General features: G+C 62.0%; 15 protein-coding genes and 1 rRNA gene. 6 read left to right on the forward strand and 10 right to left on the reverse strand.

All coding sequences use genetic code 11. From position 1 onward, the window contains the following. Positions 1-2: 2 nt before the first annotated feature. The 3 genes from PG2093B_RS08395 to PG2093B_RS08405 all read right to left on the reverse strand — a co-directional run bounded on the left by PG2093B_RS08395 (position 3) and on the right by PG2093B_RS08405 (position 3,784). Positions 3-899 (reverse strand): sugar ABC transporter permease, encoded by an 897-nt coding sequence (locus tag PG2093B_RS08395; protein ID WP_129898107.1) that lies wholly within the window; start codon positions 897-899, stop codon positions 3-5. Then, on the reverse strand, positions 896-2,299 hold the full coding sequence (locus PG2093B_RS08400; protein ID WP_129898108.1) for a carbohydrate ABC transporter permease: 1,404 nt from the start codon (positions 2,297-2,299) through the stop codon (positions 896-898). The genes PG2093B_RS08395 and PG2093B_RS08400 overlap by 4 nt, the downstream gene beginning before the upstream one ends. 219 nt (positions 2,300-2,518) lie before the next feature. After that, positions 2,519-3,784, reverse strand: a complete 1,266-nt coding sequence (locus PG2093B_RS08405) for an extracellular solute-binding protein (RefSeq protein ID WP_129898109.1) — start codon at positions 3,782-3,784, stop codon at positions 2,519-2,521. Between the two features lie 256 nt (positions 3,785-4,040). Between PG2093B_RS08405 and PG2093B_RS08410 the strand changes: the two genes are divergently transcribed. Then, a complete protein-coding gene (locus PG2093B_RS08410; protein WP_129898110.1) occupies positions 4,041-5,648 on the forward strand; it encodes an alpha-amylase family glycosyl hydrolase in 1,608 nt (535 codons plus the stop codon). A 375-nt stretch (positions 5,649-6,023) separates the two neighbouring features. Continuing rightward, positions 6,024-8,234: a 4-alpha-glucanotransferase gene (gene malQ / locus PG2093B_RS08415; RefSeq protein WP_242502897.1), complete on the forward strand. Its 2,211-nt coding sequence runs from the start codon at positions 6,024-6,026 to the stop codon at positions 8,232-8,234. 302 nt (positions 8,235-8,536) lie between these two features. Here malQ and PG2093B_RS08420 read toward each other — a convergent pair whose 3' ends face one another. The 3 genes from PG2093B_RS08420 to PG2093B_RS08430 form a co-directional block, all read right to left on the reverse strand. Next, positions 8,537-9,202 (reverse strand): YesL family protein, encoded by a 666-nt coding sequence (locus tag PG2093B_RS08420; RefSeq protein WP_129898112.1) that lies wholly within the window; start codon positions 9,200-9,202, stop codon positions 8,537-8,539. Positions 9,203-9,349: 147 nt separating this feature from the next. Then, complete coding sequence (locus PG2093B_RS08425) at positions 9,350-10,189, reverse strand: carbohydrate ABC transporter permease (RefSeq protein WP_022858412.1); 840 nt, start codon at positions 10,187-10,189, stop codon at positions 9,350-9,352. After that, positions 10,186-11,040, reverse strand: a complete 855-nt coding sequence (locus PG2093B_RS08430) for a carbohydrate ABC transporter permease (protein WP_129898113.1) — start codon at positions 11,038-11,040, stop codon at positions 10,186-10,188. The genes PG2093B_RS08425 and PG2093B_RS08430 overlap by 4 nt, the downstream gene beginning before the upstream one ends. 327 nt (positions 11,041-11,367) lie before the next feature. Here PG2093B_RS08430 and PG2093B_RS08435 point away from each other — a divergent pair, with 327 nt between their 5' ends. Next, complete coding sequence (locus tag PG2093B_RS08435) at positions 11,368-12,387, forward strand: LacI family DNA-binding transcriptional regulator (protein WP_129898114.1); 1,020 nt, start codon at positions 11,368-11,370, stop codon at positions 12,385-12,387. Positions 12,388-12,534: 147 nt separating this feature from the next. Here the strand turns inward: PG2093B_RS08435 and PG2093B_RS08440 are convergent, their stop codons facing one another. Further along, on the reverse strand, positions 12,535-13,866 hold the full coding sequence (locus PG2093B_RS08440; RefSeq protein WP_129898115.1) for an ABC transporter substrate-binding protein: 1,332 nt from the start codon (positions 13,864-13,866) through the stop codon (positions 12,535-12,537). A 351-nt stretch (positions 13,867-14,217) separates the two neighbouring features. Between PG2093B_RS08440 and PG2093B_RS08445 the strand changes: the two genes are divergently transcribed. Next, a complete protein-coding gene (locus tag PG2093B_RS08445; protein WP_129898116.1) occupies positions 14,218-15,975 on the forward strand; it encodes a glycoside hydrolase family 13 protein in 1,758 nt (585 codons plus the stop codon). Positions 15,976-16,000: 25 nt separating this feature from the next. Here the strand turns inward: PG2093B_RS08445 and PG2093B_RS08450 are convergent, their stop codons facing one another. Beyond that, on the reverse strand, positions 16,001-16,699 hold the full coding sequence (locus tag PG2093B_RS08450; RefSeq protein ID WP_129898117.1) for a histidine phosphatase family protein: 699 nt from the start codon (positions 16,697-16,699) through the stop codon (positions 16,001-16,003). A 126-nt stretch (positions 16,700-16,825) separates the two neighbouring features. Between PG2093B_RS08450 and PG2093B_RS08455 the strand changes: the two genes are divergently transcribed. After that, the gene (locus PG2093B_RS08455; protein WP_101399084.1) at positions 16,826-17,209 is read left to right on the forward strand and encodes a DUF4235 domain-containing protein; all 384 of its coding nucleotides are present in this window, start codon (positions 16,826-16,828) and stop codon (positions 17,207-17,209) included. 113 nt (positions 17,210-17,322) lie between these two features. After that, entirely contained in the window at positions 17,323-18,099 is a 777-nt protein-coding gene (locus PG2093B_RS08460; protein WP_101429926.1) for a nitroreductase family protein, read from the forward strand. A gap of 7 nt (positions 18,100-18,106) precedes the next feature. On the opposite strand, the gene PG2093B_RS08465 is transcribed toward PG2093B_RS08460, so the two are convergent. After that, positions 18,107-18,358, reverse strand: a complete 252-nt coding sequence (locus tag PG2093B_RS08465; RefSeq protein ID WP_026644240.1) for a hypothetical protein — start codon at positions 18,356-18,358, stop codon at positions 18,107-18,109. An 89-nt stretch (positions 18,359-18,447) separates the two neighbouring features. After that, positions 18,448-18,546: ribosomal RNA gene (gene rrf, locus PG2093B_RS08470) — 5S ribosomal RNA — on the reverse strand; the annotation flags it as partial.

Below are 18,546 nucleotides of genomic sequence, written 5' to 3' on the forward strand. Positions count from 1 at the left end.
GATTAGCCCTTCACCGCGCCCGACATGGATTCCTGGTAGAAGCGCTGCATCACGATGAACAGGATCGCGATCGGGATCGAGATGAGCACCGCGGCCGCCGCGAAGCGGCCGAACCAGCTGTTGATGTATTCCTTGTCAAGCATGAGCCACAGGCCCAGCGAGGCGGTGTAGTTCTCCTGCGTGCGGGCGATGACCTTCGCCATCACGAAGTCGAGCCACGGGGTCAGGAAGCCCACGATCGCCTGGTACACGATCATCGGGCGGCACATCGGGATGATGATCTTGGTGAACACCTGCCAACGGGTGCAGCCGTCGAGCATCGCCGCTTCGTCGAGCGAGGTGGGGATCGTGTCCATGTAGCCCTTCATCACGTAGAAGCCCGCGCCGGTGCCGGCGGAGTACACGAGGATCAGTGCCAGGATCGTCATGCCATCGCTCGTCAGGCCCATGGCCTTGAGGATGAAGTAGATGGCGACCACGGACATGATGCCCGGGAACATGCCGAGGATCAGCACGAAGTTCATGAACGAACGGCGGCCGCGGAAGCGCATGCGGCTCATGCAGTACGCCACGGAGAGCACGAAGAACACCGAGATGACGCACACGAAGACCGCGATGATGAACGTGTTCATGAACATGCGCGGGAAGTTGAGCACCTTCGTTTCGGTGAACAGGCTGATGTAGCTGTCGAGCGAGAACTCCGTGGGGAAGAACGTGTCCTGGTACGGGGCCGTGTTCTTGTTGAAGCTCTCGAGGAAGATCCACACAATGGGCAGCAGCCAGATGATGCCCAGCACCGTCAGCAACACATAGGTCGCCACGTCGGCCGCAATGCGGCGCTTGCGCTGGTCATGCAGGAATCCTTGGCTCTGCGGCTTGACTTGAGTGTGTTTACTCACCGGAATGCCTCCTCGTTCTTGTAGGAACCGCTGCTGCGGTAGGTGATCAGCGACACGATGGCCAGAACGATGAACGTCATGATGCCGATGACGGCGCCGAGGTTGTAATCGCTGCGATCAACCGTGAGCTTGTACAGCCATGTGATCAACAGATCGGTCTTTCCGGCCGAGTCGCCGACCTGGATCGGGTCGCCGCGTGTCAGCAGGTAGATGACGTTGAAGTTGTTCACATTGCCGGTGAAAGTGGTGATCAGGTACGGGGTGAGCACGAAGATGATGTACGGCATCGTGATCTTCGTGAAGATCTGCCACCAGTTCGCGCCGTCGATCTTGGCCGCCTCATAAAGCTCGGCCGGGATGTTCTGCAGGATGCCGGTCACCTGCATGATCGTGTAGGGGATGCCGACCCACAGGTTGATCACGATGACCGTGACACGCGCCCATGTGGCGTCGGTGAAGAACGGCATCGGGCCGTTGATCCAGCCCCACTGCTCGAGGATGCGGTTCACCGCGCCCTGCGGCTGCAGCATCTGGTGCATGACGAGCAGCGAGACGAACTGCGGCACGGCGATCGACATCGAGAAGACCGCACGCCAGAAGCCCTTGCCACGGGTCGTGTTGCGCTGGATGACCATGGCCAGGAACAGGCCGAAGAAGAAGTTCAGGAACGTCGCGAAGAACGCCCAGACCAGGGTCCATGTGAGCACCGAGAGGAACAGGCGCCCCGAGACGATGCTGCCGGAGTTCGAGAACACGGCCTTGAAGTTCTGCAGGCCGACCCAGTCGAAGAGGACCAGGTGGTTGTGGTCGTAGCTCGTGAATGCCATCGAGATCATGAAGATCAGCGGCAGCACGGTGAAGATCACGATGCCGGCCACAGGCAGGGCGAGCAGCAGGATGTTCGCCTTCGCGTCGAACAGCGTGTGAATGTCATCCATGAACGACGGCGCGCGGCCGTTCTTGCCGCCGAGGCACTGCGCCTTGTAGGCGGAGCGGATCGCGAGCGACCACCACAGCAGGAACAGCAGGCAGATCACGAGCGTGCAGACGCCGTAGAGCAGGATGGTGACCGAGTTGTCACCGGGGGTGTGCACAAGCTTGGCACCCACCCATTCGGTGGATTCCTTGCGCCAGCCGAGCGACGGCAGCATGGACAGGTTGTGTGCACCCGAGAAAATCATGAATAGGATAAAGCCGACTTCGCCCGCAAGGAACAGCAGACCCTTGACGTACTGCTTATGGACGATGTTGCCCAGACCGAAAACCAGGGCCGACAACTTGGTGAAGATGTCGCCTTTTTCGAGCGCTGCCTTGAGTGTATATGGCGAGGGGGCCACATACTCCGCGCCCAGTTTCCGGCGGCGTTTGAGTTCTCGTTGTGAAAGGGTGACTGTACTCATCCCCTACCGCCTCTCTTCTTGTACTAACAGATGATTGTGCCTGCGGTTCCGGCGGCATTGCACTGGAATGGGGCGTTTGCGCGGCTGTGCGGCAAGCGCCCGGGGGCACGTTGTGGTGACTCCGAACATGATGTGTGCGGAAGGCTCAGAGTCTCAAACCTTCCGCACACTTGAGTTATCGCTGACTAGTATTCACCGGGGTGAATGCCAGGCTCAGAATCATTCAGCGCTCTGAGCGGCAACGTCCTTGTCGACGCTGTCGATGAAGGCCTGGGTCTTCTCCTTGTAGTTGTCAGCGTTGGTTTCCTTGCTGACGAGCGACTTGCCGAAGGTCTCGGCCGGGGTCCACCAAGCGTTCATGGCGGCGATCGTCGGCTGGACAACGGAGGTCTCGGCCAGGGTCTTCTGCTGGGCGGCGACGGCCGGATCTTCCTTCATGCCTTCAAGATCGGTGAGGGTCTTGTCTGTCGGGATGATCTGACGCATCTCCCAGTGCTTCTTCTGGGCCTCGGTGGAGCCGAGGAACGCAGCGAACGCGGAAGCGGCCTCAGGGCTCTTGGCGTTCGGGTTGAAGGCAACGGCCTTGGAGCCGGCGAGGGACTTCATCTGGTAGTCCTTGCCATCGGCCTTGAAGGTAGGCATTGCGGCTGCGCCGTAGTTGTCGCCCAGGCCTTCCTTGACCTTGGCGGCATCCCAGGAGCCGGAGAAGTAAGCGTCCACGGCGCCCGAGGTCAGGTTCGACAGGCCGGCGGTGCCGTCGTCGTTGGTGAAGTTCGGGTTGGCCACGAGGTCAACGAGGTACTTCGAGACGGCATCGGCGTTCTCGAACTTGATGCCGGCCTTGGCATCGTTGCCGTTTGCACCGAACATGGTCATGCCGGCGCCCAGGTAGAAGGCCGGGATGTACCAGGAGTTCTGCAGCTGGTAGCTGACCTTGCCCTTGGAGAGCATGGTGTCGAGCGACTTGATGTCGTCCTCGGTGAACTTGGACTTGTTGTAGAACATGAAGTAGGTGTTGCCGGTGTACGGAACGCCGTAGATCTTGCCGTCGGTGCCGGTCACGGAGTCGATGATCGTCTGATCGTTCTGCTCCTTGACCTGGGCGGCCACGGTGTCGTTCACCGGGGCGATCGCGTTGGCTTCCTGCAGGGTGCCAAGCTGGTCGTTCGCGAACATGAAGACGTCGGCGGCGGCAGACGGGTCGGTCTGCACGGTCTTGGCCGCGTCGCCTTCGGAGACCACGGAGTTCTTCCAGGTCACCTTGTACTCAGGGTGAGCCTTCTCGAAGGCCGCTTCCATATCCTTGAGCCAGTCGGCGTCCTCCTGCGGGGACCACACGGTCAGGTTCACGGACTGGGTCTCAGCAGGGGCGCTCGAGGAAGCGCCGCCGTTGCTGTTGTTGTCATTGCCACCGCAAGCCGCCATCGGAATGAGCATAGCTGCAGCAGCGGTGATCCCAACCGCCTTCTTCCAATTGATCATCATTGACCTTTCCTTTCCATCAATGCAATCGCATTTTGTCAATCCTCAACGCCACGCGGACATGCCTCGAACGGCGGCTTTCATGAAAAAGCCCCCGCAGTGAAACACGCCAGGCGATGATGTTGTTCATCACCAATCCGCGCAACGCTTCAGTGGTCTATACTGTATACCACACCTGCAAACGTTGTCAAAATTGTCCACCATGTGAGTGTCACTTTTGCGACAAATGAAACACGCTTGCACCGTTAAGGAGCGACTCATGAATCAACCGCAACACACCCCCGCGTCCTGGCTTGCCCACGCGGCATTCTATCAGGTGTTCCCCGCGAGTTTCGCCGATTCCGACAATGACGGCATCGGCGACATCCAAGGCATCACCGAACACCTCGACTATATACAAGAACTGGGTTGCAACGCGCTGTGGATCAATCCCTGCTTCGCCTCGCCGTTCCGCGACGCCGGCTATGACATCAGCGATTACACGCGTGTCGCCGAACGCTACGGCACCAATGAAGACCTCGAGAACCTGTTCGCCGCGGCGCACGCGCGTGGCATGCATGTGCTGCTCGACCTGGTGCCGGGCCACACGAGCAACGAGCACCCTTGGTTCATTGCGAGCGGCCAGGACAAACCAAACCTCTACACCGACCGCTACATCTGGACCGACACGTGGATCTCCGGCGGCGACGGCCTGCCGTTCATCGGCGGCGAAATGCCACGCAATGGCGCGTACATCGTCAATTTCTTCGCGTTCCAGCCCGCGCTCAACTACGGCTTCGCACATCCTTCACGCCCATGGCAGAACGCCGCGCTCTCCGACCCCGCGATCAATACATGCGACGCCATGCTCGACGTGATGCGCTTCTGGCTGTCGCGCGGCGCGGACGGCTTCCGTGTGGATATGGCGGACAGTCTGGTCAAAGGGGACGACGCGGGCAAACCCGCCACAATCGCCACATGGCAGTACATGTTCGGCCAGATCCGCGGGGAGTTCCCGCAGGCCGCGTTCGTGGCGGAGTGGGGGCGCCCCGAAGAATCGCTGCAGGCCGGATTCGACATGGACTTCTACCTCGACTGGCGCTGGGACGGCGTGCCGAACGGCTACAACCTGCTGCTGCGCAACACCGACACGCCGCTTGTGCACGACGGCGACAAGAGCTACTTCAACGCAGACAGCGGCGCGAGCATCCGCCCGTTCCTCGCCGAATACGAGCCGCGCCTGCGCGAAGCCGAGCGCGCGCACGGCTATTTCAACCTGATCACCTGCAACCACGACACCGCGCGCGTGGCGCCGCGCCTGAGCCCGCGCGAAATCAAGCTCGCCTACGCGACGATGCTGCTGATGCCGGGCGTGCCGTTCATCTATTACGGCGACGAGATCGGCATGCGCTACCGCGACCTGCCCACGCACGAAGGCGCCTACACGCGCACCGGCAGCCGCACGCCGATGCAGTGGGACGCCTCGGCGAACGCCGGCTTCTCCAGCGCCTCGGCCAACGCGCTCTACCTGCCGGTCGACGGCGTGGAGGATGCGCCGACCGTGGCGGGCCAGATGGACGACGGCGATTCGCTGTGGCACACCGTGCACGCGGCACTCCAGACGCGCCACGCCACGCCGGCCTTCCACCCGGACGCCGCGTTCGAGACGCTGTTCGCGGCGGACGACAAGCGGTCCTTCGTCTTCAAGCGCAGCGCCGAAGGCGTCAGCGCGATCGTCGCCGTCAATCCGGGCCGCGAGACGGAGATCATCGAGCTGCCGGCCGGCGACGGTTCCGACGCGCGCACGATCACGCTGAAGGTGGGTGAACCCGCCCTCGACGGCACCACGCTCACACTGCCCCCGCAGTCCTTCGCCGTGCTGCAGTAGATCCAGCCAACCGCACGAACCCATCCCAGCCCGCGTGCGCCACCCACGCACGCGGGCTTTTGCATGCGCCGGCATGGGGCCCCGGCACCTGCAATTGGCCGCCGGGGCCCCATGCAGTGCGTCCACCCCACACCTCCACACATCGCTTTGCCTCTTGCAAACGTGGGAGAACGCAACGCGCCCAGAACACAGTCAGATTTCACTATTTCCTTGCTTTTCCAGCTTATTTGCCCGTATCAACTATTTTGCAAACGCTTTCACAATGCGGTATACTGAAGCACAATCAGACGCGCGCGGAGCCAACGATGGCCCACCGCGCACGCCAACCACCCTCTATGTTGACTACTTGCGTATTGCAGGGGAAAGAGAGCAATGATGGCCGAAGCCAACGCCGCACAGCAGGGGAACGCGCTCAAGGCGTCCGACAATCCCAGGGAAAGCGCCGAGCGTCTCGCCCGCCCGCTCATCCGCCTCGCCAATGCATGGGGCATCTCCACCTCGTACATCGACCAGCTGGGCACCTATGTGGAGATCCGCGACGAAGTGCTCGTCACCGTGCTGCAGGCGCTCGGCGTGGACGCCTCCACCGACGAGGCGATCGCGACGGCGCTCGAAGACCGCCGGAAGTACGAGCACGAACTGCTGGCTCCCCCCACCATCGTCAAGTTCCTGGGCACCCCCAAGTCGGTGCAGCTGCACGTCTTCGGCACCGACCCGCGCGTCACGCTCACGCTCGAAGACGGCTCCGAGTTCACCGATGAGTTCGGCGAGCTGGCGTTCCAGGCGGAGAGCGACGACGTGAACGTCTACACGCTCAGCCTCAACGACGACATCCCGGCCGGCTACCACACGCTCACGTTCACCGACAGCAAGCGCACCATCTCGTGCGCGCTGCTGTGCGCCCCCGCGCGCATCCCCGTGCCGCAGGCGGTGCAGGACCAGCAGCGCTGGGGCTGGATGGCGCAGATGTACTCGGTGCGCTCCGCCGGATCGTGGGGCGTCGGCGACTACGGCGACCTGCGCATGCTCGCCTCCGACGCGGCCGCCAAATCCGGCGCCGATTTCATGCTCATCAACCCGATCCACGCGAGCGCCCCGATCACCCCGCTCGAGCCCTCCCCGTACCTGCCGGAGTCGCGCCGGTTCCTGAACGTCACCTACATCCGCCCGCAGGACATCCCGGAATTCGAGGAGCTGGATGACGCCGACCGGGCCACCGTGCGTGACCTGCACGACCGCGTGGCGGCGAACAACACCAATCCCGAGCCGATGGACATCAACGCGGCATGGGACGCCAAGCGTGCGGCGCTCGAGATCATCTTCCGCCAGAAGCGCTCCGCCGAGCGCGAGGCGGCGTTCGCGGAGTTCCGCCGTGCAGCAGGCGACGACCTGCGCGCGTTCGCCTTGTGGTGCGTCGCGTTCGAGGTGTGGGGCGCACCGTGGGAGGAAGGCGTCGATTGGTTCACGTCGACGAACCGCGACAGCCCCGAGATCGCACAGCTCGAGCACGACCACGCGGACCTCTACGAGTTCGCATGCTGGCTGCAGTGGATTGCCGCCGAGCAGGTGTCGGCCGCGCAGCAGGCCGCGAAAGACAGCGGCATGGCGCTCGGCCTCATGCAGGACATGGCCGTGGGCGTGCACACCTACGGTTCGGACGTGTGGTGGAGCCCCGAACGTTTCGCCGTCGGCACGGTGACCGTGGGCTGCCCGCCGGACTTCTACAACCAGCAGGGCCAGGACTGGGGACAGCCGCCGTTCGACCCGAACTACATGGAGTCGACCGGCTACACCGTCTACCGCGACATGGTGCACAACATGTTCGCGCACGCCGGTGCGATCCGCATCGACCATGTGCTCGGCCTGTTCCGCCTGTGGTGGATTCCCGCCGGCGAAGGCCCGCGCGGCGGCGCGTATGTGCGCTACAACTATGAGGCGATGCTCGCCGTGCTGACGCTCGAGGCCTCGCGCGTCAACGGCATGGTCATCGGCGAAGACCTTGGCACGGTGCCGAAGTACGTGTCGAAGGTGCTCGCCGACCACGGCGTGCTCGGCACCGTCGTCGAATGGTTCGCGCGCATCGACGACTCCCCCACCGCCGGCGACCCATACGCCATGCCGAGCACCTACCGCGAATATGCGCTGGCCTCGGTCACGACGCACGACCTGCCGCCGACCGCCGGCTACCTGCAGTACGAGCACGTCAAGCTGCGCGAGCGGCTGCATCTGCTCAGCGAACCAGTCGACGCGTTCATGGCCTCGGCGCAGGCCGAACAGCGCGCCATGCTCGACGTGCTCGTCGAAGGCGGCTGGCTCAACGCCGAGGCCGCGCAGGATGTGCCGGGGCATATCGAAGAGATTGTCGAGGCGATGCACGCGATGCTCAAGGATGCCCCTTCGCTGCTGCTGCAGGCCGCGCTTGTGGACGGTGTGGGCGAAACCCGCACGCAGAACCAGCCGGGCACATCCGATCAGTACCCGAACTGGCGCATCCCGCTGTGCGACGAGCACGGCAAGGTCGTGCCGACCGACGAGGTGTTTGATTCGCCGCGTGTGATGGCGCTGTCGAAGATCATGAACCGCTGATTCGCCGGTACGTGATGGCGCCGGCGACGATCACAAACCACTGATTCGCCGGTACCCCATATGCGGATGGCCTCCCCCTCAAAGGGAGGCCATTTGCATTGCTGCGCCATCTTCGTCGCCCAACGACTACCACCCCTTCACCCCCTGTTTTCGCTGTTTTGGTCACAAAACCATTGAAAAAATGACGAAAACAGCGAAAAGCCTGACAAAAACCGCGAAAACAGTGACGGAAACGGCGAAAAGCGCCAGATACGGCTGGATGCGAGTGGCTGGCGACTAGCGACTGGCTTTTGGCTAGCCGCTCACTCGCCGTCGTGGCGGTGGTCCTTGATGTTCCACTCGTCTTCCTGTACATGCGTCGAGAACGCCTGCCCCGTGTATTTGCGCAGTACGTACTCCTGGATCGGCACATGCAGCGAAAGCATCGAGCCGTAGCCAAGCACGACGAGCAGGAACAGCAGCTGCGGCAGTTTGAACCACAGGTAGACGAAGAGGCCGAAGTAGACGGCGTCGATTGCGGCGAGCGCAAGCGTCGCGGGAAAATAGCTGACGCCGAAGATGTATGCGTTCGCCATCGTGCGCGTGGGCGGGTTGTCGAACCGCGCCTGCAGTGCGAACACCCATTCGAATCCGATGACCCACAGGATCGTGACCGCGATCTTCGGGATGAGCAGCGGCGTGATCTGCAGCACGACCCAGCTGTAGGCCAATCCGGCGCCCACAAGCAGGTAGACGACCCACAGGATCGTCGCACGCGCGAAGTTCTCCTTGAACGCGGCGAAGTAGTTGCGCGCCACATGACCTTGCCCGATGAGCATCTTGCGCGTCGCCGTCTGCCCTGCGGAGAGCGCGGCGCCGATCGTGACGACCGGGATGCTCGTCACCAGCATGAGGATGTTGATGACGATCGCGTCGGTGAGGTTGTTCCATGCCTGCATGAATTTGGAATCCGGGGAAAGCCAGTTCATTTTGCTCCTGCTTGTCTCGCGTGCTCGGTTCGAGCTTACTCCACGCCCATGCCTCCGCGCGGGCAAAACGAAGGCCGGGCGCCCGGAGCCCCCAGGAAAGGGACCCCATGGCTCCCGGCCATGGATTGTTGATTGATGGTGGAAAGATCAGCCCTTGACCGCGCCGGCCATGACACCCTTGACGATGTACTTCTGGCACAGGATGTAGAAGAGGATGATCGGAATGATCGCCAGCACGAGGCAGCCCATCATGGCGCCCATGTCGACGGAACCGTAGCCGCCCTTGAGGTACTGGATCGCAACCGAGATCGTCTTGTACTTGTTGAGGTCCAGCGTCAGGTACGGCAGCAGGTAGTCGTTCCACACCCACATGGCCTCAAGGATGGCCACCGAGATGATCGAAGGCTTCATGATCGGCACCACGACCTGGAAGAAGATGCGCGGCACGGAGGCGCCGTCGATCATCGCCGATTCCTCGAGCGACTCGGGGATGCCCTTGACCACGCCGGTGAAGATGAACACGGCCAGACCGGCGCCGAAGCCCAGGTACACGAGGCACAGGCCCCACGGGGTGTTCAGGCCTAGACGGTCGGCGAGCCACGACAGCGTGAACATGAGCATCTGGAACGGCACGATCATGTTGAACAGGAACAGCGTGTAGAGTGCCTTGGCGGCCCAGTTGTTCACGCGCACGATCCACCATGCGCACATCGAGGTGCACAGCAGGATCAGCACGACGGAGCCGACGGTGATGAGCACCGTCCAGCCGAAGCTCGCGAAGAAGTTCGTGGTCTCGATGCCGCGCACATAGTTGTCGAACCCGACGAAGGCGTCACCGGTCGGGAACGAGAACGCGTTGGCGCTGATGTAGGTCTTCGACTTGAAGGAGTTCATGACCACCAGGAAGATCGGGAAGACCCACGCGATGGAGATCATGGAGAAGAATACGGTCCACAATGCACCGTGCTTTACTTTTTCGCCGTTCACGCTGCGACCTCCTTGGACGTCGTGAGCTTGTTCTGCAGCAGGGACACCACTGCCACCAGGATGAAGAACAGCACTGCCTTCGCCTGGCCGACGCCCTCGAATCCGGTGCGGGCGTAGAACGTGTTGGTGATGTTGAGCGCAAGACCTTCAGACAGTCGCGACGGCGCGCCGTTGGTCAGTGCGAGGTTCTGGTCGAAGAGCTTGAAACCGTTGGTCACGGTGAGGAACGAGCACACGGTGATACTCGGCATCATCAGCGGGATGATGATCTTGAACATGGTCTGCGTGCCGCTTGCGCCATCCACGGAAGCCGCTTCGAGCACGTCGGTGGGCAGCGACTGCATGCCGGCGATGTAGATGATCATCATGTAGCCGATCTGCTGCCAACAGACCAGGATGACCAAGCCCCAGAAGCCGTACTTCTGGTCATAGGTGAGCGAACGCTGCCAGTGGGCGAGCACGCCGTTGAGCAGCAGCATCCAGATATAGCCCAGGATGATGCCGCCGATGAGGTTCGGCATGAAGAACACGGAGCGGAACAGGTTGGATCCGCGAATCGACTTGGTCAGCAAATACGCAATGGCGAATGCGACCACATTGATGACGATCGTGGTCACGATCGTCAACAGCGTCGAAAACAGCAGCGAGTGCAGGAACGTCTTGTCCTGCAGCGCCTTCTCATAGTTCCTGAAGCCCACAAATTGCGCATCGGTGACGGTGCTGAACTTGCAGAAGCTCAGGTAGATGCCGTAGATGAATGGCACCACGAAACCGATGATGAATGCGGCGAATGTCGGAAGCACAAATAACGCCCACCAACGGCGTATCGCCTTACCGGCCATACTGATCATAGTACGCCCACTTTCCTCGTTCTTTCCGTGCATACTTCCGTGTATGCGATCATGGCGTGCCGGCGCATGACGTCTGAGTCATAGGCATACAAGCCCGCCGGTGCAAATGACAGTACAACCATAACAACTCATGGCCATACTGTCAAACGTTTACATTTACGGTGTTTTGAATGCGGCATTGCTTGGCTTGTCTATGTAGACACAAATCGCATAAACGCTGAAAGTTCGCCATTTCAACTAAAACATGCTACGATGAAAACGTTTGTGAAAGTGAGCATTGCACAAACGTTTTCATTGCATTCACTTCAACGATGAAGAGGAACGGGTATGAGCACGAGCATTCAGGATGTGGCGCGCGCGGCCAACGTCTCCATCTCCACGGTATCGCGTTCCTTCACGCGGCCCGAGCTGGTGTCCAAAGCCACGCGAGAAAAGGTCCTACGCATTGCCGAGGAACTCAATTTCTCCACGTCACGTTCGGCTGTGGCGCTCAAGACGGGGCGCGCGTTGCGCGTGGCCCTGCTGGTGAGCGACCACATACGCCTATGGTTCAGCGCCTCGGTGATCGAGGGGCTCAACCAGGTGCTGCATGAAGAAGGCTACGACATCTCGATCTTCCAGATCTCGAGCATCGAGGAGCGCAAGGAGTTCTTCGAGATGCTGCCGGTACGGCGCAACGCCGATGCGGTCATCGTCGTGTCGTTCGACATCGACAACACCGAGATCGCCCAGCTCAACTCCGCCGCCGTGCCGATTGTCGGCATCAATTCGGTGCTGCCGCAGGAACGCGGCTTTTCGGCGTCGATCAACATCGACGACGTGCAGGGGTCGATCCTCGCGGCGCGCCACCTCATCTCGCTCGGGCACCGCGACATCGCCTATGTGCGCACCGACCGCGACATCTCGCTGCACTTCAGCGTGCAGCAGCGCTTTGACGCGTTCATGGAGTGCTGCGCGCATTCCGGCATCGCGCCGCAGGTCATCACGGCGCCCGAAGGGCCCACGCGCATCAACCAGGTAATCACCGAGCTGCTGAGCATGGACCGCATGCCCACGGCAATCGCCTGCCAGGAGGACGGCATCGCGATCCCCCTGATCTTCCAGCTCATGCGCAATGGCTATTCGATTCCCGGCGAGATCTCGGTCATCGGCTTCGACAACAGCGTCTATGCGGCGGACATCGGCCTGACCACAATCAGCCAGGACCCGGTGGAGCTCGCGCACATCGCCGCACGCATGACGCTGCAGCTGATCGACGGGCAGACGCCGCGCGACCCGTTCATCCTCGAACCCGCGCAGCTCATTGTGCGCTCGAGCACCGGCCCGTGCCCCAAGACCCACGCCTAACGGAACAACACAGATACACAACGCTGAGGGCCCCGCCAATCCGAAGATTGGCGGGGCCCTCAGCGTGATAGAAAAGAAAGAGACTAGAGAAGTCTAGAGGCTGCGGCCGGTTCGGGGGGATCCGGCCACAGCGGGGGGCGCGCCGACTCAGTGAGCGGCGTCGTATTCGGTCTTCCAGTTGTTCACGAAGGCGTCCACAACGGCATTCCAGTCGCCGGTGCCCTGCGCGTAGTTGAGCATGGCCTGGCCGAGCACGTTCTTGTACTCCTCCGACGGCATCATCGAGAAGTCCCAAGCGACCTGCGTCAGCTCGGTGTTCTGGATGCTCTTGTTGGCATCCGCGATGAGCGGGTTGTCGGTCTTGATGTCGTTGAAGGTCTTGAACGGGGTGGTGAAGCCCATGTCTTCGCTCAGTGCCTTCTTGCCCTTGTCGGAGCTGATGACCCACTTGAGGAACTCAAGCGAGGCCTTCTGGTTGGCGTCGGAGACCTTGGAGTTGATGCACCAGTAGTTCTCGGAGCCGGTGGCGAGGCCTTCGGTCTTGTCGTCGACGCCGATGTAGATCGGGAGCATGCCCAGGGAGTCGGCCTTCATGCCGGCCTTCTGCAGGTCGCTCCAGGCCCAGGTGCCGTTCTGGTAGAACGCGGCCTTGCCCAGCGCGAACTCCGAGCTTGCGTCATCGCCGGTCTTCGAGCTCAGCTGAGTCTTCGGAGTGGTCGAATCGGTGACGTACAGGTCGAAGATGTTCTTGAAGTTGTCCATGTACATGTCCTTGATGGACGCCGGCGGAGCGGTGATGTTGTCCTTCTTGAACTGGTAGTACAGCGGGATGTTCGCCAGATGGGTCTTGAAGCGCCAGTCGGAGCTGGAGTCGAAGCCGGCGGAGGTGAAGGCGCCTTCAATGCCGACATCCTTCTTGCGCTTCTGCATGTCGTCGGCGACCTTCTTGAGCGTGTCGAAGTCCTTGATCTCATCGGCGGACTTGATGACCGCGCCGTCGAGCTTGGTGTACTTGTCGAGCAGATCCTTGTTGTAGATGATGCCGTAGGACTCGATGACGTACGGGACGCCAACGATCTGGCCGTCATCGCCCTTGAGGGCGAGCGACTGGTCGTTCATCTCCTTGTAGATGTCGGAGTCGGTCAGGTCGGCCGTGTAGCCCTTCCAGTTCTGGTAGCCCACCGGGCCGTTCACCTGGAAGATCGTGGGGGCTTCGCTCTTGGCGAGTTCGGACTTGAGCTGCTGCTCATAGGTGCCCGATGCAGCCGTCTGCACCTTGACCTGCACGCCAGTCTCATCGGTGTATTCCTTGGCCAGGGCGGTCCACTGGTCGGCCGCTTCCGGCTTGAAGTTCAGGAAGTAGACGCTTCCCTTGCCATTGTCTCCCGAAGAGCCGGAGCCACCGCCACATGCGGCGAGCGGGACGGCCATTGCCGCGACGGCAAGCATACCTACAGCTGTCTTCATCGTACGATTCATCTTCGAACCTTTCTCTGTACGCCTGTAATGGCGCCGCACTGGTGTGCGTGTCAAAGAAGCTACTTTCCTCAACAACTTCTTTCGTAGACCATTGTGCACCAATTTGGCAAAATATGCAAACGTGGGCACGCCGAACTGCAAGAAAGCTCCACAATTTTCACTGTCCCATGCAGCGATATGACCTATTTTCAATATGTTTGTTATGATTACACACGTATGAAAGCGTTTGCCAACACGCCTCTATGCACGCTCCGCCGGCACTGAAACTGACCGTCTCGGGCGGCTTTCGACGACGAACAGACACGAAACCCGACCGGCCACACCGCCGGCTTCCCCATGGAAAGGAACAGCATGACCCTCAACAATACGCATGACGATTGGTGGAAGCAAGCCGTCGTCTACCAGGTGTATCCCCGCAGTTTCCGCGATGCGAACGGCGACGGGCTCGGCGACATCGCCGGCATCACGAGCCGCATTCCATACCTGCGCCAGCTCGGCGTGGACGCACTGTGGCTTTCGCCATTCTACCCCTCCGAACTCGCCGACGGCGGCTACGACGTGATCGACTACCGCAACGTGGACCCGCGCCTCGGCACGCTCGACGATTTCGACGCGATGGTGGCCGCCGCGCACAACGCCGGCCTCAAAGTGGTTGTGGACATTGTGCCCAACCACACATCGAACATGCACCCGTGGTTCCAGGAGGCGCTGGCGAGCGCACCGGGCTCCCCCGCGCGCGACCGCTACATCTTCCGCGACGGCGAGGGCGCGCACGGCGAACTGCCGCCGAACAACTGGCAGTCGCTCTTCGGCGGCCCCGCATGGGAGGCCGCCGGCGACGGCCAGTGGTACTTGCACCTGTTCACGAAGGAGCAGCCCGACCTCAACTGGAAGAACCCCGACGTGCACGAGGACTTCCGCACCACGCTGCGGTTCTGGTCCGACCGCGGTGTCGACGGATTCCGCATCGATGTGGCCCACGGCTTGGCGAAGGACCTTGACAGCGAGCCGCTCAAAGACCTGGAGCGCTTCCCGGTCGGAGGCGATCCGGTTCCGGGCCACCCGCTGTGGGACCGTCCGGAAGTGCACGAGATCTACCGCGAGTGGAACAAAGTGTTCAACGAATACGACCCGCCGCGCTTCGCGGTCGGCGAGGCGTGGGTGCCCGCCGAGCACCAGCATCTCTACGCGTCCAAGGACGAGCTCGGCCAGGTCTTCAATTTCGAGTTCGCCAAGGCCAACTGGTTCGCCGGCGACTTCCGCCTTGCCATCGAGGAGGGCCTGGCCTCGGCCGACGAATCGAAATCCACGACCACATGGGTCATGAGCAACCACGACGTGCCACGCCACGTGAGCCGCTACGGCCTGCCGCAGGTACACACGCGCGGCTACCACGAGCTGCCGAATGACTGGCTGCTGCGCAACGGCACCACCTACATCGAGAACCGCGAGCTCGGCACGCGCCGCGGCCGTGCCGCGATCCTCATGGAGTTGGGATTGCCCGGATCGGTGTACGTGTATCAGGGCGAGGAGCTCGGCCTGCCCGAAGTCGCCACGATCCCGTGGGATCATCTCGAGGACCCGGTCGCGTTCAACACCGACCACAGCGACGCGGCGAAGGGCCGCGACGGCTGCCGCGTGCCGCTGCCGTGGAGTGCCCAGGACATGCCGCAGCCCGCGCCATGGGACCCCGAGTTCGGCGCCGGCGCCTCGTTCGGCTTCTCCGAGCATGCCGGCGGACGCGCGAGCGCCGACCCGCATCTGCCGCAGCCGCTGTGGTACGCCGGCTACGCCGCCGACGCGGAGGACACCGACCCCGCTTCGATACTCAATCTGTACCGGCGCGCCATGCACTGGCGGCAGGAACACCTGACGCCCACCGGTGACACGTCGCTCACATGGCTCGGCCCGCAGGCCTTCGCCGACTGTGGCGACGATGTGGTGGCCTATGCGCGCCCGCTCGCCGACGACAGCGGCGACCGCTTCGCGTGCATCGTCAATTTCGGCGCCACGCCCATCGAACTGCCGCACGGCGACGTGGTGATGCGGTCCATCCCGTTCGACGGACACCGGCTGCCGACTGACGCCGCGGTGTGGATGCGCATCTGACGGCGCTACGCATGGATCATGTGGTTCAGCAGTTCCACTGCTGGATCACATGATCCCCCTTGTACAGGCTCAGCACACTGATGTGCGCGGTGTCGAGCTTGAGATTGCGCCCGAACGTTGGCTCCACACCGAGCCACTGCGTCGTCAGGATGCGCAGAATATGCGCGTGCGCCACGCACAGCACATCACGTCCCGCCTGCAGCGCGGGCATCGCGCGCTCGATGACGAGCCGCGTGCGCGCTGCGGCGTCTTCAAGGCGTTCGCCCGGCCCGTTGATGATGTGTATCTTTTCACCACCGGGGAAGACCTCGATCCGCTCGCCGCCGAGCGCGGCGTCGAGAACGGCCGGCCCATGCTCCCACACGTTCCAGTCGTAGCCGAGCGCGTCAAACAGCTGGCTGCGCGTACGGCCTTCGGCACGCCCGTAATCCCACTCCTCGAGGTCCGCGGTGACCTCGTGTTCGGTGAATCCGGCGAGCTCGGCCGTCGTCATCGCACGCCGCAGATCGCTCGTATACACGTCGCGCGGCTCGAACCCGCGCGGGAACATCGCGCGCAGGCGTTCGCCCGCCTGACGCGCCTGCTCGCGGCCGGTCCCGGTCAGCGGAATGTCGGTGCGGCCGGTGTACTGGCCCGATTCACTCCACAGCGTCTGGCCGTGGCGCAGCAATACCAGATCGCCGAAGGTCTGGGTCACGCTGTTCTGTATGGTCGTCTGTTCCATGGGTACTACTGTAGGCGCATGTGCGCCGCAAGAACAGCGCGCCATCACATCCGCGTGCCGCCGCACCATTTCCGTTTTGCGCGCTATCGCCGTTGCTGTAGGCGCGCATACCCTACACTGGGACCTATGAGTGAACACAACAACATGCACGACCTCGACGAGACAGCCGACAGGACCGTCGCGGCGATCAACAAGGTCGACACCAAGGTCACCGAGATGCGCCAGCGGCGCATGGCCGACCCCGACACGTTGGGCGACAAAGCGCTCAAGATGATCATCCCCAGCCTCGCTGGTCTCGTGGGGGGCAAGCTCTTCCAAATGGTGTGGAACAGTGTCATGGCACGTGTGCATCCCAGTCCGGACGACGATGCGAAAGACCAGCAGCAGGGCCTGATGATGAGCGTGTTGTTCGCTGCGGCGTCGGCGGCGTTCGGCACACTGCTGACGCGCCTTTCGGACAAGGGCGCCAATTCGCTCGTGCACCACATGCAGATCAAACGCGACCGCTGACCGCTGCACAAACTAGATACCGCGCCCGTATTCGCCCAGTACGGGCGCGAGGCATGTTCACACATGGGGTGAATCCGCTTCCGTTGTTCTGGCACCGTCGCCATACTGGAACCATGACTGAATACATGCATAATCCCACGGTCGACGTATTGCTCGACCGCCGTTCCATCCGCGCGTTCCAACAGGAACCCATCGACCCGCAGATCCTGACCACAATCGAGGCGGCGGCACAGCATGCCGCTTCGAGCCAATATCTCAACGACTGGTCCGCGATCCGCATCCTCGACCACACGCTCAAGCAGCAGATCGCCGAAGTCGGCCGCCAGCCGTATATCGCCGACGCCGCCGCACTGTATGTGTTTGTGCTTGACGAATACCGCAATGCCGTCATCGCGCGCAACAGCGGCGTGGCGGTCGATTCCGACGAATTCACACTCAACAACAGCTACCGCTTCAGCCAAGCCCAGAACGACGCCGTGCTCGCGCTGCACGCGATGGAGACCGCGGCGGAATCGCTCGGCCTGGGTTGTGTGATCCTCGGCTCGATCCTCAACGATGTGCCGCGATTGATCGAACTGATGAAACTGCCGGAGTACACGTACCCGGTGCTCGGCCTGGCGATCGGCAAGCCGGCGCAGCAGCCGAACCTGAAGCCGCGCCTGCCGCGTTCGGTGCAGTTCTTCGACAATGCATACAACAGCGATCCGGAACTCATGCTGCAGCGCATGAGCGAATTCAATGAAGAGGTGCACCAGTACTACGACCTGCGTGATGCCGCGCACCCGGTGCCGACGTATGATGCGCAGATCGCGCAGAAAGCCGTCGATCAAGGTGTGCTGGAGCGTGGGCTTGGCCATGCGCGCGCGCAGGGGTTCGACATCGAACGCTAGCCGCGCGTCAGCGGTGCCTTGGTTTGAATCCGCGTTTGCGTGAATGCGGCTTGCGTTGCAGCGCGCGCTGTGTACGCATGTAGTTGAGCTGCGGATCGCGGTGCGTGAGGTGCCATGTGCCGCAGAATTCACACCGGTAGACCCAGAGTTCCACACCGCGCTCCAAACGACTTTGTTCGGCCGCCTGGAGCGCGGTGATCTTGTCTTTGTACATGATCTTCTGCGATGGCTCGCAGCGCTTCGGCGTGAAATAATGCATGCGTCAATCCTTAGCACGCGTGGGGTATATGTGGTTGGGTATGCGAAGGACCCCGGTTGGCTGTTCGCCTTCCGGGGTCCTCAAGTGTGGTGCGGCGGTGTGCTACTCTCCCACACCCTGTCGGGTGCAGTACCATTGCCGTGCCAGGTCTTAGCTTCCGGGTTCGGAATGGGTCCGGGCGTCTCCCC

The organism is Bifidobacterium pseudolongum subsp. globosum, from assembly GCF_004155535.1.
Classification (GTDB): Bacteria; Actinomycetota; Actinomycetes; order Actinomycetales; family Bifidobacteriaceae; genus Bifidobacterium; species Bifidobacterium pseudolongum_C.